Annotated in this window: 13 protein-coding genes; all 13 read left to right on the top strand. The window is 36.0% G+C overall.

Annotated features, from left to right (window positions below):
• The first annotated feature begins 26 nt into the window (after positions 1-26).
• The 13 genes from AC4BBX_RS08470 to mreC all read left to right on the top strand — a co-directional run bounded on the left by AC4BBX_RS08470 (position 27) and on the right by mreC (position 13,307).
• Entirely contained in the window at positions 27-917 is an 891-nt protein-coding gene (locus AC4BBX_RS08470) for a hypothetical protein (RefSeq protein WP_490453442.1), read from the top strand.
• A 205-nt stretch (positions 918-1,122) separates the two neighbouring features.
• Positions 1,123-3,069, top strand: a complete 1,947-nt coding sequence (locus AC4BBX_RS08465) for a BglG family transcription antiterminator (RefSeq protein WP_490453441.1) — start codon at positions 1,123-1,125, stop codon at positions 3,067-3,069.
• Positions 3,044-3,517, top strand: a complete 474-nt coding sequence (locus tag AC4BBX_RS08460) for a PTS sugar transporter subunit IIA (protein ID WP_490453440.1) — start codon at positions 3,044-3,046, stop codon at positions 3,515-3,517. Before AC4BBX_RS08465 ends, AC4BBX_RS08460 begins: the two co-directional genes overlap by 26 nt.
• A 14-nt stretch (positions 3,518-3,531) precedes the next feature.
• On the top strand, positions 3,532-3,846 hold the full coding sequence (locus AC4BBX_RS08455; protein WP_490453439.1) for a PTS fructose transporter subunit IIB: 315 nt from the start codon (positions 3,532-3,534) through the stop codon (positions 3,844-3,846).
• Positions 3,847-3,867: 21 nt separating this feature from the next.
• On the top strand, positions 3,868-4,917 hold the full coding sequence (locus AC4BBX_RS08450; RefSeq protein WP_490453438.1) for a PTS fructose transporter subunit IIC: 1,050 nt from the start codon (positions 3,868-3,870) through the stop codon (positions 4,915-4,917).
• A gap of 36 nt (positions 4,918-4,953) precedes the next feature.
• The gene (locus AC4BBX_RS08445; protein ID WP_490453437.1) at positions 4,954-6,228 is read left to right on the top strand and encodes a class II D-tagatose-bisphosphate aldolase non-catalytic subunit; all 1,275 of its coding nucleotides are present in this window, start codon (positions 4,954-4,956) and stop codon (positions 6,226-6,228) included.
• A gap of 65 nt (positions 6,229-6,293) precedes the next feature.
• Positions 6,294-8,291 carry a transketolase gene (gene tkt, locus AC4BBX_RS08440; RefSeq protein ID WP_490453436.1) on the top strand — a complete coding sequence of 666 codons (1,998 nt, stop codon included), beginning with the start codon at positions 6,294-6,296 and terminating at the stop codon, positions 8,289-8,291.
• Between the two features lie 86 nt (positions 8,292-8,377).
• Positions 8,378-9,088 (top strand): HAD family hydrolase, encoded by a 711-nt coding sequence (locus AC4BBX_RS08435; protein ID WP_490453435.1) that lies wholly within the window; start codon positions 8,378-8,380, stop codon positions 9,086-9,088.
• Between the two features lie 65 nt (positions 9,089-9,153).
• Positions 9,154-9,870, top strand: a complete 717-nt coding sequence (locus tag AC4BBX_RS08430) for an HAD family hydrolase (protein ID WP_490453434.1) — start codon at positions 9,154-9,156, stop codon at positions 9,868-9,870.
• Between the two features lie 159 nt (positions 9,871-10,029).
• On the top strand, positions 10,030-10,917 hold the full coding sequence (gene rsgA, locus AC4BBX_RS08425) for a ribosome small subunit-dependent GTPase A (protein WP_490453433.1): 888 nt from the start codon (positions 10,030-10,032) through the stop codon (positions 10,915-10,917).
• A 56-nt stretch (positions 10,918-10,973) separates the two neighbouring features.
• The gene (rpe, locus tag AC4BBX_RS08420; RefSeq protein WP_490453432.1) at positions 10,974-11,624 is read left to right on the top strand and encodes a ribulose-phosphate 3-epimerase; all 651 of its coding nucleotides are present in this window, start codon (positions 10,974-10,976) and stop codon (positions 11,622-11,624) included.
• Positions 11,625-12,266, top strand: a complete 642-nt coding sequence (locus AC4BBX_RS08415; RefSeq protein WP_490453431.1) for a thiamine diphosphokinase — start codon at positions 11,625-11,627, stop codon at positions 12,264-12,266.
• Positions 12,267-12,449: 183 nt separating this feature from the next.
• Positions 12,450-13,307, top strand: coding sequence for a rod shape-determining protein MreC (gene mreC, locus AC4BBX_RS08410; RefSeq protein ID WP_490453430.1), 858 nt, complete (start codon positions 12,450-12,452; stop codon positions 13,305-13,307).
• The last annotated feature ends 2 nt before the right edge of the window (positions 13,308-13,309 follow it).

Raw genomic sequence — 13,309 nt, 5'->3', positions numbered from 1 at the left:
AAAAAGGAGAGGGGTTCGATTAAAACATGATACCATTTGAAAATGTCTTTACAGAATACAATGTTTTTAGAGGAAGACGATTCTTTAAACGAGAGAAGTTATTATTTTTATCCGTATTAAAAAAAGAAATGGACAGTTTTGGTTATCCAACAAAAGTGGTTCAAGATCAAACGCGAATGATGGGAGAAAAAGTTCTCTATCAAAACTTATATGCAGGAGATTTGAATCAAGCTAAAACAGTTTTTGTTACTTACTATGATACGCCGGCTAGAGATTTTAACAAAGATCCGTATCAGCCTTTTAATTTAAAACGAACATCATTCTTAAGTGTTTTCCTACCTACCTTATTGATTTCGATTATCTTACTTGCGGGTTTTTATTTTCTATTGTACCCGATGATTAAAGAAGCAGGCATGTTAAGTTTCAGTGGAGCAGTTGCTTTTGTTTTCTTTTTCTTAGGCTTTATGTTGTTAACACGTTATCGTTCAGGATTACCTAGAAGAGAAAATTATGTCAGAAACACGTCTAGTATTTTGGCATTGAGACGTTTTGCTGAATTACATCAAGGAGAGTCCAAATATGCCTTTGCTTTTGTTGATGCTGGTACAACTAACCGTAACGGGGAAAAGATGTTAGCCTCATTATTAGAGGATAAGAAAGTAAAAATCATCAATTTAGATGCAGTAGCTGCTTCTACAGATACACATATATTTACGAATAAACGTGTAAAAACAAAGCAACCTGATGTTTTTCTTCATCCACGAAAAGAAGCAGCAATTATCGGTGACATTTTAATTGCTTCAGGGATTGAAAAAAATAATCAAGTGTTAGTAGACACACAAGTCGATCAATTTAATCTAGCCATGATTGAAGAACGAATTAATCAGCTGGTGGCTCTTTTAGAAGAGGTTAGTTAATATATAAAACAGTATACTTTCTTAGATTTTAGAAAGTATACTGTTTTTTTATTTTGGCAAAATTCACTTGTTTGCAACAACTAGACAAATGAACTGTTATACTTGTTGCAAAGAAATGTAATATTCAACGATTAGATATCTGAATATAATGAAAACATATTCATGATAACGCTAACAATAGTATTTTTAAGGATGTGCGTATCAGATGTTAACAAAAAGGCAAAAAGAATTATTGGAATTGTTAGAGACAACAGGCGTATTTCAGACAGTAGAGTTTTTGGCGAGTCAGTTAGGTGTATCTAAACGAACAATACATTCAGAATTGAAACTAGTAGAGGAATATATTCAAAGTTTAGGTCAGTATTTAGAAAAAAAGAGAGGAGTGGGTATAGCCCTTAGAGAGTTAAAAGAAAGAAGTTTTGTTAGAGAAAATGATGAAATTTCAGATGTTTATGACACGGTGACTAGACGTATTGAAATCATGCGTAAATTACTATTTGAAGAACAAACGATTAGTTTCAATCAACTTTCTGAAGCATTTATGGTCAGTAAAACTTCAATCGTCAAAGATTTTGAGTTTATTATGAATATTCTTCAAGTAGGATCCAATATTAAACTCAGAGGAGACAATCATGGTACGAGAATTTCTGGTACAGAAATAGATATTCAAAAAGCGTACCTACAGTTTAATCGATATATTTTGAGTAATTCGGATATTTATTATGAAGAACAAATTTCAAAAAAAATGAGTTTACTTGAGCCTTACTATGGTGAAAAGCTGATATCAGTTTGTTCAAATATTTTGTATAGCTATATTCGAACAAACATCAATGCAATATCAGATTATTATGTTCAAAATGTACTAAATATTTTTATCATTTTAGTTTATCGTATCTTGAATCATCATCATATCCAAGAAAATACCGAAACTGAAATTTCAAAGTACACATCGTTTTTTGAAGAAAGTGCTGTTCGTCTAATGCACAAAGCTGCTTCACGTTTAGATTTTTCATATACCAATGAAGATGTAAAGCATCTATCGCAGCATTTAATTTCCAATCGTTTTGAGTCATTTCCTGAAGAAAATGTAGATAGTAATTTAGTAAATAGACTAATTCAACAAGTTTCTGAAGCTCTGGATATTGATTTCTCAAATGATACAAAATTGGAAGAACAGTTAAGGAATCATATCCCACCAATGATTTATCGTTTGCGTTCTAATAATAAAACAGAAAATCCTTTTACGGCACAAATTAAAACTGAGTTTTCTTTAACCTTTAATGTTATTTGGGTGGTACTAAGTGAATATGAACAAGAACTCGGATTTGCATTTAATGAAGATGAGATTGCTTTTTTAACTATTTATTTTCAATCCGCCATTGAACGGGCAAAAATGAATAGACGAATTTTAATTATATGCCAGATGGGGATTGCCACTTCGGAACTTTTAATGAATCGTATTAAAAATATCTTACCTTCATTGGATGTTTTAGAAGTAGCTTCGGTTGCAGAGCTAGAACATTTAGATTTAGAGCGATTTGATTTAATTATCTCTACTATCAAAATTGATTTATCTGAGTACAATGTTGTTTTTGTTTCACCATTTTTAACAGATCGTGATATTAAAAAAATTACTCAGTCAGGTTACCAATCTAGTAACATTAATCGAGCCATTCCCAATGTTACCTTACGACATTTACAACCATTTTTACAGGCAGAGTTTATTTTAGAGGACACCAATTTCTCTTCTAAAGAAGAGTTATTTGAAACAATTGGAAAGAAATTAGTTGAAAAAGACTATGTTGAAGAGGCTTTCACTTCAAGTTTGATTCTTCGAGAAGGGTTGGGGGGAACTGATCTACCATCAGGTACAGCCGTTCCTCATGGTAGCCCAAATGATGTGAAAAAAACAGTAATTGTGGTGATTAAGAATAAGAAAAAATTTAAATGGGATAAATATTATGTAGATATTATCTTTCTAATTTGTATCTCAAAGAAAGATACTTTACAAACACGAGGAATACTATCGGATATTTATCATACAATTGATAGCCCGATTATTTTAAAACAAATGAGAGAAAATTCGATTAAACGTTTTTTGTTGAATAATTCAAGGAGTGACCAGAATGGAAAATACGCAACAAGACAGTAAAAATGTGATTTCACCACAGTTAATTTTATTGAATCAAGAACTAACAAATCAAGATGAAATTATTCAATTCATCGTTCAACAGGCGGAAAAACAAGATTATGTATCAGATGAGCAAGCTCTTTATCAAGCTGTAAAGAAACGTGAACAAGAAGTTTCGACAGCTATTGGTTATTCAATTGCAATTCCACATGGAAAGACAGACGCTGTTTCTCATCCATTTATTGCTTTTTTACGGACTACTCAACCAATGAAATGGACGGATAAAAATGAAGAGCTGGTTCGATTGGTCTTTTTAATCGGTGTGCCAGAAAAGAGTGAAGGAAAGTTACATTTAAAATTCATCTCTCAGTTAAGCAAAAAACTGCTTGATGATGCATTTAGAGATCGTTTATTAACAGAAGACAATGAACAAACTATTTATGAACAATTAAATTCAATTGAAATTTAGAGGAGGAAATAAAGATGAAAATTGTAGGAGTAACAGCATGTCCAACAGGAATTGCCCATACGTATATGGCACAAGAGGCGATTGAAAAGGAGTGCCGTAAACGTGGTTATGAGGTAAAAGTAGAGACTCAAGGAAGCATGGGTATTGAAAATGAATTAGAGCAAGAAGAAGTAGATGCAGCAGATGTACTTATTCTAGCAGTAGCAATTGGTATTGAAGGCGAAGAACGTTTTGAAGAAAAAAAAGCAGAAGGCAAAGTGATTGAAGTTGATCCTGGAGAAGTGATTAAGCATCCAGCAGAAGTGATTGATCGTGCAGAAAAAATTTAAATTGAATGAGGAGTAGAAGAGATGAAAAACAAAAATTCCTTTTTGAAGGATTTACAAAAAGCTTTTAACACTGGTGTTTCATTTATGTTACCAGCTGTTGTAGTCGGTGGTATCTTTTTAGCGGTGTCTTTAGCAACAGGAGAAGCAACTGATGCAGGGATGGAAGTAACTAATCCCTTTATGAAAAACTTACTTGATATGGGATCTGCAGGTTTTGCTATGATGATTCCAATTCTTTCTGGATACATTGCTAATTCTTTAGCTGGTAAACCAGCCTTGGCACCCGCAATGATTTTAGGTTATATCGCTAATAATCCAATAGGTTCTGGGCAAGTACAAACGGGTTTCTTAGGTGCCATGATTATGGGTGTGGCCGTTGGTTACTTTGTGCGTTGGGTGAAAACCTGGAAAGTGCCAGCAACAATTCGCACTATTATGCCGATTCTTATCGTACCGGTTATTACTACTTTTGTTCTAGGTTTGCTTTATATTTATGTAATTGCCGTTCCAATTGGTGCAGCAATGGATTGGTTAGTTGAAGCACTGGGTAACATGCAAGGTGGTAGTGCCATTCTATTAGGCTTGATTATTGGTGCAATGACTGCAGTTGACATGGGTGGACCTATTAATAAAACTGCAACAGCTTTTACGCTAGCTTTAATGGCAGAAGGAATTTATTCACCTAATGGCGCTCATCGAGTAGCAGTAGCAATTCCACCATTGGCGATGGCACTTTCAACTTTTATTGATCGTAAAAAATATACTTCAGAAGATAAAGACTTAGGTATTTCAGCATTCTTTATGGGTTTAATTGGAATTACAGAAGGAGCGATTCCGTTTGCAGTGAAAGATATGAAACGAGTATTACCCGCAATTATTATTGGTAGTGCGGTAGGTGGAGCACTCAGCATGGCAAACGGAGTAGAAGCTTTGGTTCCTCATGGTGGATTGATTATCTTACCAGTCGTTAATGGTAAATTATGGTTTGTTATCGCTATGTTGGTGGGTACATTAGTGTCAGTTGCCATTTTACACTTTACCAAACCAAATATTGAAGAAGTCGAAAAATAAATAATCGAAATCAAAAAAATTGGAGATGGAAAAAAGATGGAAAAATTACCAATCAAAACAGTAGTGGAAGGTTTATTAACGTTACAAAAAACTGGAGAAAGTGCCACTTTGCTAGGTATAGGACCAATGTCTAAAAATTGTGTTCAAGCAACTTTAGAGCTATCAAAAGAAGATGACTATCCCGTAATGTTCATCGCAAGTCGAAATCAAGTAGACGCAGATGAATTGGGTGGCGGTTATGTAAATGGCTGGAATCAATTTACATTTGCTCAAGCTGTTGAAGAAGTAGCAGAAACGATTGGTTATGATAACTTGTACTATCTATGTCGTGACCATGGTGGGCCTTGGCAACGTGACCAAGAAAGAAATGATCATTTAGCAACAGAAATTGCGATGGAGTTAGGGAAAAAATCTTATGTCGCAGATATCGAAGCGGGTTTTGATTTGTTAATGATTGATCCAACAAAAGATCCTTTTGAAGTAGGTAAAGTGATTCCTTTAGATACGGTTTTGGATCGTACTGTGGAATTAATAGAGTTTTGTGAGCAAGAACGGAAAGCTAGAAACTTACCAGAAATTGGATATGAAGTAGGAACAGAGGAAACCAATGGTGGATTAACATCTACTGAAACCTACGAAACTTTTATTTTGCGATTAAAAGAGGAGTTAGAAAAACGTGGTTTACCAATGCCAACATTTATTGTTGGTCAAACAGGAACATTGACTCGTAAAACCGAACAAGTAGGGACGTTTAATTTCAAAAATGCTTATGATTTGGCACAAATGGCTAAGCAATATGGTGTGGGACTAAAAGAGCATAATGGAGATTATTTAGATGATGTCACTCTATTAGAACACATTCCATCAGAAATCACTGCAACAAATGTAGCTCCTCAATACGGTACAGAAGAAACACGAGCTTATTTAAATTTAGCAGCAGTTGAGGATCGTTTAGTTGAAAATGGATTAGTAGCAGAAGCTTCTAACATTAGAGAAACATTACTGATTCACGCAATTAAGAGTGAACGTTGGAGAAAATGGATGGTTGGGGAACAGAAAGATTTAACTGTAGACCAGATTTTAGATTCCGGTGATGAAGAACTGCAAGCTGATATTTTGGATATTGCTGGACATTATACCTTTAATGACGATGAAGTAAAAGCAGAAATCGAAAAACTATATGCAAATCTAAGTGCTCACAATATTGACGGTCAACGTTATGTCATTGACCATATCAAACGTCCGATTCGTGACTACGCAGAATGTTACAACTTAAAAGGCGTTACTACACGCATTCGCCGTATTGGTTAATAATTGAAAATAAAGAATAGCTAATCGCAAGGTTAGCTATTCTTTTTAAAGAAAAGGGGAGAACAATGTTTACAGAAATAGATCAAAAAGCAGTTAATACTATACGCACTTTAAGTATCGACGCTGTGGAAGCAGCTAACTCAGGGCACCCCGGACTACCCATGGGTGCGGCACCAATGACCTATGTATTATGGAGTAGATTTTTAAACATTAATCCGACAACTTCTAGAAAATGGCATAATCGAGATCGTTTTGTATTGTCAGCAGGACATGGTTCCGCTTTGTTATACAGTATGTTGCATCTATCCGGTTATCAGCTATCATTAGAAGATTTGCAAAATTTTCGACAATGGGATTCTTTAACACCTGGCCATCCTGAAGTTAATCATACCGATGGAGTAGAAGCAACTACGGGACCTTTAGGGCAGGGAATTGCTATGGCTGTTGGTATGGCAATGGCAGAAACGCATCTAGCTGCGACCTACAATCAAGAAAATTTTCCAATAGTTGATCATTATACGTATGCTTTATGTGGAGACGGTGACTTAATGGAGGGTGTTTCTCAAGAAGCCTGCTCATTAGCGGGACATTTGAAATTAGGAAAATTGATTGTTCTATATGATTCCAATGATATTTCATTGGATGGACCTACGAGCAAAGCTTTTACCGAAAAAGTCGGAAAACGTTTTGAGGCATATGGTTGGCAACATCTCCTTGTAGAAGATGGTAATGATTTAACTGCTATTTCTCAAGCAATCGAACTGGCGAAGCAAACAACTGATCAACCAACGTTAATTGAAGTCAAAACTGTAATTGGTTATGGCTCAGCAAGTCAAGGAACTTCTAAAGTTCACGGCGCTCCACTAGGAAAAGAAGACTCAGCCAATGTGAAGACTTTTTACGGCGTGGATAATACTAAAAATTTTGATGTATCAGACGAAGTGCGAGAACATTTCAAAAAACAAATCACAGATAAAGGAGCAACGTCTGAAGCTAATTGGCACGAATTGTTTACTAAGTATGAAAAAGAATACCCTCAATTAGCTGCAGAGTATCAAGCTGCTTTCAATCATCAACTACCAAAAGATTGGCAAGTGGGGTTGCCAACCTACACATTAGGAACGAGTGCAGCAAGTCGGGTAACTGGTAAAGAAACGATTCAAGCATTAGCAGAAAAAATTCCTTATTTGTGGGGTGGATCGGCGGATTTATCGGCTTCTAATAATACAATGATTACCACAGAGACAGATTATTCTGCTGAAAATTATGGTGGTAGAAATATTTGGTTTGGTGTAAGAGAGTTTGCGATGGCTGCAATGATGAATGGAATTCAATTACATGGTGGAAGTCGAGTCTACGGCGGAACTTTCTTTGTCTTTGTTGATTATTTAAGGGCAGCTTTGCGATTAAGTGCTTTGCAAAAATTACCTGTTACCTATGTCCTGACCCATGATTCAGTTGCTGTTGGAGAAGATGGACCAACCCATGAGCCTGTTGAACAGCTTGCTAGTCTACGCTGTATGCCTAATGTCCATGTCATTCGTCCTGCCGATGGTAATGAAACAGTTGCAGCTTGGGAAATAGCAATAAAGTCCAAAGAAACACCGACTGTTTTAGTTTTAAGTCGTCAAAATTTACCCGTGATTGAAGGAACATCCACAGCTGCGACTGAAGGTGTTGCCAAAGGTGGATATATTCTTTCCAACTCACAAGGCACAAAACCTGAAGGAATTTTAATTGCGACTGGATCGGAAGTAAATCTAGCTATTCGAGCACAGAAAAAACTATTCGAACTAGGAAAAGATGTTTCGGTCGTTTCTCTACCATGTTTTGATCTATTTGATGCTCAAGATGAAGCTTATAAAGAATCTATTTTGCCTTCAGATGTTTTAAAACGAGTAGCTATTGAAATGGGCGCAAGTTTTGGTTGGGAGCGTTATGTTGGTCTTAAAGGAAAAGTAATGGGAATCGATCGTTTCGGTGCCAGCGCACCAGGAGAAACGGTAATTAAAGAATATGGTTTTACAGTTGAAAAAGTTATTGAACTGTATCAATCCTTGTAATAAAAAAGACTAGTATCAATTATTGCTTAGTGAGTACTATTTGCAAGAAACCTATCGTATTTTTTATAAGTAGAAAGGACTTTAATATGACCAAACTATTTATTTTTGATATCGATGATACTTTATACGATCAGCAAGAAGCATTTGAAAAGGCAGTAGAAAAGATAGAGATTGATGCACGAAAAAAGATAGATACGGTTAAACTCTATCAATTAATGAAAGTTTATGGGGATGAGACTTTTTCGATTGGTTTTGAATTAGAAAAATTAAGAACGATGCAAGTCGATCGAATTCAAAGAGCTTTAAGAGATTTTGATGTAAAGATTTCTGACCAAACAGCATTAAATTTCCAGTTGAATTTTGAAAAGTATCAGACGAATATCCAATTTTTTCCAATGATGACCGAACTATTTGATTATTTAAAAGTTAGACAACAAAAATTGGGAATTATTACCAATGGTACCTTATATAAACAAAAACAAAAGGTTGATAAACTAAAACTAAACAAGTGGATTCCGGAAGACCTAATAGTTATTTCGGAAACAGTGGGAATTTCTAAACCAGAAAGAGCGATTTTTGAGTTCTTTGAACAAAAGCTACCCTGGATCACTAAAGAGGACATCTATTATATAGGGGACGATTATTTGAACGATGTTGTAGGACCAAAATCTGTAGCTTGGCAGTCGATTTGGGTGAATTATCGTTCTTATTCTATACCTGATGACTGTCTTGCTGATTATGTGGTTTCTTCGCCAGTGAAATTATATGCGACGATTCAAAATATTGTAGAAAAATAGATGCAAAATTGCCTGAAAGTCGAATCAACCGTATAATAGAAACATAAATATGTAAGGAGTACGTGATGAAGGCAGTAATATTTGATATGGATGATACGTTATATGATCAATTGGAACCATTTCGTCGAGCTTTTCAAGAGCATTTTTATTTAGAAAATGTATCTGTAAATGAAGTCTTTAAGTTAAGCCGTAAATACAGTGATGAGGTTTTTGAACTGTCAGAAAGTGGCGAAATGAGTATGGATGCGATGCATATTTATCGGATTCGTAAGGCTTTAGAGCATTATGATTATAAAATTACGGATAGTGAAGGTCTAGCTTTTCAAAAAAGTTACCGAGGTTATCAGCAGACGATTGAATTGACAGCTGGAATGGAAGCAGCCTTGGAATTTTGCGTGAAAAACCAACTGACTGTAGGAGTAATTACCAATGGTCCGAGAGAATACCAAGCGCAAAAAATCCAACAGTTACATTTAGAAAAATGGATTCCTAAACAACACATGATTATCTCAGGAGCCGTTCAACTAATGAAACCTGATGTAAAAATTTTTGAATTGGCAGAAAAACAAATGGAGTTAGAGAAAGAAGAAACGTACTATGTCGGTGATTCTTTTGATAATGATATTGTTGGTGCCAATCGTGCGGGTTGGAAAACGATTTGGCAAAATCGACGAGGACGTGTGCAACCTGAGGGGAGTATTCAGCCCGATTTTGTTATTGAAGAGGATGAACAGTTGGTGCCATTATTAGCAGAACTTTTGTCAGAGAGTTTCAGAAAATAAAGGTTTTACAGAAATTAACTGAATGAAAACTTGTAGAGGTGACGCAAAAGGTCGCCTCTTTTTTGTAGGTTAGGTAAGAACTGAAACCAAGTTTTCGTAAACCACCAACACCGCTTCCATTCTATGATACAATAGACAAAAAGACGAGGAGGCGAATTTTTGAAAGGACAAATTAGAAAAGCATTGAGTGGCTTTTACTATGTACAGTCAGAAGCAGATGGAGAATTATATCAAACTAGAGCACGGGGGAATTTTCGCAATCGAAAAATCACTCCCTTGGTAGGAGACGAGGTCGTTTTTGAAAGTAGTAATTTAACAGACGGTTATTTATTAGAGGTTTTACCTAGAGAAAACGAGTTGGTTAGACCGGCAGTTGCCAATGTAGATCAAGGTGTCATTGTGACAAGTATGGTGGAACCGAATTTTTCTTATAACTTGTTGGATCGTTTTTTAGTGACGTTAGAATATAAGCATATTGAACCGATTATTTACCTAAGTAAAACGGATTTAATTGAGGACAAAGAAAAAATTCAAGAAGTTGTTAACTGTTACCAAAAGATTGGTTATACAGTGATTCCTGCCACAGAAGATGAAGCTTCCTTGCGTGAATTAGAACGACTTTTCCCAGAACGTCTGACGGTCTTTATGGGACAATCAGGTGCAGGTAAATCAACTTTGTTAAATCTAATTATGCCAGAGTTGGACTTGGAAACGGCTGAAATTTCGGAATCTCTAGGTCGGGGGAAACATACCACTCGCCATGTAGAATTAATTCCAATTGCGGATGGACTAGTCGCAGACACTCCAGGATTTAGTTCGATTGATTTTTTAGAGATTGAAACTAGGGAATTACCCAAGCAATTTCCTGAATTTGTCGAAGCTTCTATAGACTGCCGTTTTAGAGAGTGTATGCACATCAATGAACCACAATGTGAAGTGAAAAAACAAGTGGAAGAAGGCAAAATTGCCACGACTCGTTATGAAGATTATCAACAATTCCTAGAAGAAATTGAAAAAAGAAAACCGATTTATCGTAGAAAAAACTAGCTGGCAATATCGTTATGAGAAATAGTAATACTTTAGTAGAAATAAGGAGGAAGCTTATGAAAATCGCACCGTCAATTTTAAGTGCAGACTTTGCTAATTTACAGAGAGATATTGAATTCGTAGAAAAACATGGAGCAGATTATATCCATGTAGATGTGATGGATGGTCAATTTGTGCCCAATATTACCTTTGGACCGAATGTAGTAAAAGCTATTCGACCAGTGACTAAATTACCTTTGGATGTTCATTTGATGATTGTAGACCCTGAGAAATATATTCCGGATTTTATTGAAGCGGGCTCAGATATTATTGGGGTACATGTTGAAGCAACGCCTCATATTCATCGTGCCATTCAAATGATTAAGGCCAAAGGAGTGAAAGCGGAAGTTGTTATTAACCCTGGTACACCTGTGGACGCGATTAAGCACGTCTTATCAATGGTGGATCAAGTCCTAGTGATGACGGTCAATCCAGGCTTTGGCGGACAATCCTTTATCGAAGAAAGCTTAGATAAAATTCGTGAGTTAGCTACAATCAAAACTGGAAAAGGATATCACTATGATATTCAAGTAGATGGTGGTGTAGTCCCTGAAACGGCTTTGCGTTGTAAAGAAGCTGGGGCAAATGTCTTTGTAGCGGGTAGTTATATTTATGATGCAGAACAACCTGCAGAACGAATTCGATTATTGAAAAAAGCGATTAAATAGATGAAAGTATTACTTGTTGGAGGAGCACCCGTTTCTACTTGGCCAAAACTTTCTGACACCTATGATCATTATATCGGCATTGACCGTGGAAGCTTGTACTTATTGGAAAAAAATCTTCCCTTGGATATTGCAGTGGGGGATTTTGATTCACTAAATGAAGAAGAACAGCAGCAGGTATTTCAGCAAGCAAAGGATGTCCACAAAGCGCCAGCAGAAAAAGATGACACGGATACGCAGCTCGGACTAGCAGTTGCTTTAGAAGTTTTTCCTGAGGCAGAAATTACTTTAATTGGCGCTACTGGTGGTAGAATAGATCATTTCTTGGCAAATTTATGGATGGTCTTAGAACCTCGTTTCCAATCTTTTAGTCAGCAAATTTGGATAAAAGACAACCAAAATACGATTCAATTCTTATTACCTGGGGAACACACAGTCTATCAAGAAACAGGGATGCGTTATTTAGCCTATTGTTGCTTAACACCAGTGGTTAATTTAACGTTGATGGAAAGTAAATATACCTTAGATAATCAGGAAGTCAAACAACCGACATCCTATGCCAGCAATGAATTTCTCACGGATCAAGCAAAAGTCTCTTTTACTAAAGGGCTTGTTGCAGTTATTCAGAGTAAAGATAAGAATTAAATGTAAAAAAGCTTTCTTGTTGTGTACGTTTCTTAGCACATGACAAGAGAGCTTTTTGTGCTTTATCCTAGCTAGCAAAATTAAATTTCAAAAAAAGCATTAAGAGTGGTGTCTTGCCTTTTGTTTATAAGAAATTAATGATACAATTCAGTTTATCAGTTTAAAACTTTAGAGGTGCCCTCAGTGAAAAAATTTAATCCTAATAAAAATATAATTATTACTTTAATATTAGTTATGATAGCCGTAACAGTCCTTAGTGTAACCATTGCCAGACGTGCAGTTGGACAACAAACATCTTTTGTTCAAGCGGTGGTCAATGACACAGTGGCTGTTGTGGATCGTGTCTTATACACACCCGTTCGATGGATGGAAAATGGTGTAGAATCGATTGGAAACTTATTTACTACTTACGAAGAAAATGAACGTTTGAAGGCTCAATTAGATACGTATGACGAAATTGTTCAAATGAATAAAAATCAAGAACGAGAATTAATTAACTTAAAAGAAGAATTAGAGTTAAATGCTACGTTGGAAAACTACGAAAAAATTACAGCTAATGTGATTACACGTTCTCCGGATACTTGGCAAGACATTTTAGTAGTAGACAAAGGATCAAGAGATGGCATTGAAGTCAATATGGCAGTGATGGCTAAGCAAGGTTTAATTGGTCGTATTATTGAAGTGAATACTACGTCATCTAAAATTGAGTTACTCACATCAACGAATCAAAATAGTAATCACTATCCTGTACGTGTTAGTACGGACAGTGGTGAAGCTTTTGGTATCTTGAAGAGCTACGATGTTGAGCGTGAAGCCTTTGTTGTGGAACAAGTTGCTGGTCAAACCAACGTGGCCGCAGATGATGTGGTTCAAACTTCTGGTTTAGGTGGAAATTCTCCAGGTGGCTTACGAATCGGAACAGTGATTGAATCAGTAGTCGATAAATTTGGTTTGGATCAAAAGATTTATATCCAACCCTACGCAGATACTCATGATTTATCAGTAGTGACCATCATTGAACGAACGCTAGGAGACGAGTGATG

This window comes from Enterococcus sp. AMC1157, assembly GCF_058216555.1.
This window is presented reverse-complemented; position numbering and strand designations above follow the sequence as displayed.

What these genes read in the sequence shown, in the direction of transcription:
- AC4BBX_RS08470 (WP_490453442.1), top strand. Translation starts at nt 27, where the DNA reads ATGATACCATTTGAAAATGTCTTTACAGAATACAATGTTTTTAGAGGA.
- AC4BBX_RS08465 (WP_490453441.1), top strand. Translation starts at nt 1,123, where the DNA reads ATGTTAACAAAAAGGCAAAAAGAATTATTGGAATTGTTAGAGACAACA.
- AC4BBX_RS08460 (WP_490453440.1), top strand. Translation starts at nt 3,044, where the DNA reads ATGGAAAATACGCAACAAGACAGTAAAAATGTGATTTCACCACAGTTA.
- AC4BBX_RS08455 (WP_490453439.1), top strand. Translation starts at nt 3,532, where the DNA reads ATGAAAATTGTAGGAGTAACAGCATGTCCAACAGGAATTGCCCATACG.
- AC4BBX_RS08450 (WP_490453438.1), top strand. Translation starts at nt 3,868, where the DNA reads ATGAAAAACAAAAATTCCTTTTTGAAGGATTTACAAAAAGCTTTTAAC.
- AC4BBX_RS08445 (WP_490453437.1), top strand. Translation starts at nt 4,954, where the DNA reads ATGGAAAAATTACCAATCAAAACAGTAGTGGAAGGTTTATTAACGTTA.
- tkt (WP_490453436.1), top strand. Translation starts at nt 6,294, where the DNA reads ATGTTTACAGAAATAGATCAAAAAGCAGTTAATACTATACGCACTTTA.
- AC4BBX_RS08435 (WP_490453435.1), top strand. Translation starts at nt 8,378, where the DNA reads ATGACCAAACTATTTATTTTTGATATCGATGATACTTTATACGATCAG.
- AC4BBX_RS08430 (WP_490453434.1), top strand. Translation starts at nt 9,154, where the DNA reads ATGAAGGCAGTAATATTTGATATGGATGATACGTTATATGATCAATTG.
- rpe (WP_490453432.1), top strand. Translation starts at nt 10,974, where the DNA reads ATGAAAATCGCACCGTCAATTTTAAGTGCAGACTTTGCTAATTTACAG.
- AC4BBX_RS08415 (WP_490453431.1), top strand. Translation starts at nt 11,625, where the DNA reads ATGAAAGTATTACTTGTTGGAGGAGCACCCGTTTCTACTTGGCCAAAA.